Below are 3044 nucleotides of genomic sequence, written 5' to 3'. Positions count from 1 at the left end.
TGTGTTTGATTGTTAAAAATCACAATAGAGATTCTTTCATCGCCTGCCTATTCTTTTTTTAATTCTTCTGTGCACTTCAAACTTGAAAAGACTAGTGATTTTAAATCACAACAAGAGAAAATAGAAAGTTGAAAAAAAACTTGAGAGGAGATCTCTTTTGCCAAGCCAAATCGTATTTGCTTTAGATAATAAAGAGATTTTGCAACAAACTTATGATTTGCTACTGTCTCATTCTAAAAAGTCTTTATTTGATCTTGAGGAGGAAAGGGTATTTTCTCATTTAATTGATCACTCTTTTTTACAGATGAGTTTTTCTTTTCGCTCTCTTTTCCGCGCTCGTCAATTAGCTAACTTATTAATTGATAGACAAGGAGAATTAGACCAAAAAATCCTGGAAAAAACTATTGATTTTTTAGAAAATAAGGGGTTTATTTGTTACCCCAATGGGTATAGCGACTCTGTGATAACAGAACATCAGCTTATAATCTTAAAGCAATTTACCTCTCAAAAAATTATAAAACTTCTCTATCGATTTTCACCCCCTGTTTGTCATAAAGCAGCAGAGAATCTTCTGTTTGATTCTTTAGGAATTTCTGCAGGTAAACCACATACATCTGATATACGTCGCGGCGTTCTTTGTGCTAGCTTAACTCCCTTGCGTCAAAACATCGGCTCTTGTTTTGCTACAGCACCAGGGATTCTTGTACAGAAAGAACAACTAGCTCTATTTTTAGTCGACCTCTATCAACTTTTAAGCACAGGTCAGCTAAAAAGAACCCATAATGGCAATGAATACATTGCTATCTTGAACACAACGTATACAAGCATTTATTGTAAACAAAGTCTGCATGAAAGAGCTTTACTATCCCCTGGGATTTTACAAGCCTTAAAAGTCTGTGGGGTAATCGATCAAAAACGATCCTTGGAAAAGCAAATCCAGCAGATGCAAAACATCTGCTCGCTCCTACTCTCTTCTTGCTCAACCGTAACAGACCTTTTGCAAAAAGTGCTTGAAAAGTCCACAAATCAGCCTGTTCAAAAGATGCAATCCGCATTCACAGGTTTGACGGAGAATGCTTTATTAAAAGCATGGGAGTTTACGCTAGCTTCTTTTTCCGAGGCTGATCCGCAACTAATCCGTTGGCATCTATATACAGCACTTGGGTTTTCTCCAGAAGAATCGGAGGGTTTGGGTTCTGTTATCTACAGCTGTCTTCAAGAGAAGTTAGAAATCTATCATCAAGAGATAGGGATATTGCAGAAAGAAATTGAGGTTACAGCAGATCAATTACGAGCTGTACAAGGAGTATTACATCGCGCTGATGCGACAAGCCGTATACGAAGTTTTCAAGCAGAATATCAAAGCCTCTCTCACCATTTACAATCTTGCATAGATCGTCGAGACCAACTGATCAGCGAAGCTAATGATTTAAACTCTTTATTTTCGATGATTGTCCAGTATTACCTAGATCAATTTTCTAGCTATTTTCAGGAAGTATACGATCCACAGCTAGTGAGTATAAGCGATGAAGATGCTTCTGCTGGTTTTCGCCTCTTTTACAAACATGGAAGAACAGATGCTTCTCTTTGGACAGCTATTGAAACAGAAAAAGAGTTTAACCAATTCTTACGCGACTTCTTTTTAGCTACAGAGTCTTTGCTCTTTATCCAAGCCAAAGAGCAAAAAGTCATTACAGAAATGGTAGCTGCTATTGTATTGCACCTTCATCAGAATGCTTTTTTCTTAAACGTCCAAAAACGCATGAAGAGCAAAGAACCCTGGTGTTACATCTCAGGAGGAACGATGAAAACCCTGGTTCAAAATTATTTCTGCACAGATAAAGTCACATTGGAACAAAGGGTAGTGGAGAGCCCGCTTGAGCTGTTAATCTTTTTACTAGATACGTTAAAAGAGATGCCGCCAGCTCATCTCACACAAACACTATTGATGAACTCGCCGGTACACGCTTTTCTTCTTCTTACATCAGAGCCTTTGTTTAAACAAGGATGGCAGGATAACGGTTTTACTTATACTTGGGTGCGTGATGCATTTATCCATCCTGGTGTCCAGTTTTATCAACAGATGCTTTTAAGCCCACAAATGCAGCAATATCTCTTGCAGCAGATCTCTTCAGATAAAATAAACTATCCTCTACAAACACCCAAAGAATTCAGAGAGCAAACTCTAGATGCATTTCCCAAAATAGCTCCTGATGACATAGATGCTTTTCTCTATCAGCAATTGCCCCTAACTCCAGCTGCAAACTGCAAAAAGGATTTACAGAAGCTCCTCTCTTCTGTCTTGAATCCCAAAATGCAAGAAATCATAGAGCAATTTTCTCTGCCAAAAGCAGCTTTTATCTCCGCAGCTCAAATGAAAAAAATAGCCAAATCTTGTTTATTGCTTGCTCAAAACTCCATCGGTTTTTCTTTTGATATACATAGCTTCATCACCCATGCTGCTTATAAAATAGGGCTTTCTCCTCGATGCCTAATTTTTGCAGATACCAATTGGTCGGGTTTCTATTTTGGTTTTGTGATCAATCCAGGGACTCAAGATTTAGAGCTTTGGAGATTTGATGCAAGTCAATCAATGGGGTTTCCCATGAGTTCTTGGAAAAAATGGCTCGAGTCTGAAAATAAACCTTGGATAGTGTATGTAAAGCCCTCGGAGTATCGCTTTCCCTTGCATTCTTATGGCATGTAAATGGGTTGAAAAAGCTATTATGCTTGTTTGCATTCAAATTAAGAGTTTGAATACATAAACATTTTTAGGCCCTTTCAACCTTGAAGTGCACAAAAAAGAACATATAAATACTTGAAAAAACATCTATTGTGCACCCGAGCATAGCATGTTTGTAGATAATCTCGTAAACACTTCTAGTGGAGTTTCGAAGTTGAGAGCCTTTCTAGGTCTGTTATTTAGTAAAGTTTCCACCCTTTCTATATCCTTGGAAGTCGTATCTAAAAAGCTTTGTGTTTTAGGAAAATATTGCCTAACTAGTCCGTTTGTATGCTCATTTAAGCCTCTTTCCCAAGAATGG

At 37.8% G+C, this 3044-nt stretch carries 2 protein-coding genes; one reads left to right on the top strand and one right to left on the bottom strand.

What is annotated here, in order from left to right; genetic code table 11:
- The first annotated feature begins 157 nt into the window (after positions 1-157).
- A complete protein-coding gene (locus tag RHOW815_RS07505) occupies positions 158-2707 on the top strand; it encodes a hypothetical protein (protein WP_215217697.1) in 2550 nt (849 codons plus the stop codon).
- 123 nt (positions 2708-2830) lie between these two features.
- Here the strand turns inward: RHOW815_RS07505 and RHOW815_RS09435 are convergent.
- Positions 2831-3044 (bottom strand): transposase (locus RHOW815_RS09435; RefSeq protein ID WP_502757473.1); only part of this gene is annotated, 214 nt, incomplete at its 5' end.

Source organism: Candidatus Rhabdochlamydia sp. W815, from assembly GCF_018642185.1.
Taxonomy (GTDB): domain Bacteria; phylum Chlamydiota; class Chlamydiia; order Chlamydiales; family Rhabdochlamydiaceae; genus Rhabdochlamydia; species Rhabdochlamydia oedothoracis.
Note: the sequence above shows the minus strand (reverse complement) of the source record. Positions and strands in the feature narration are given on the sequence as shown.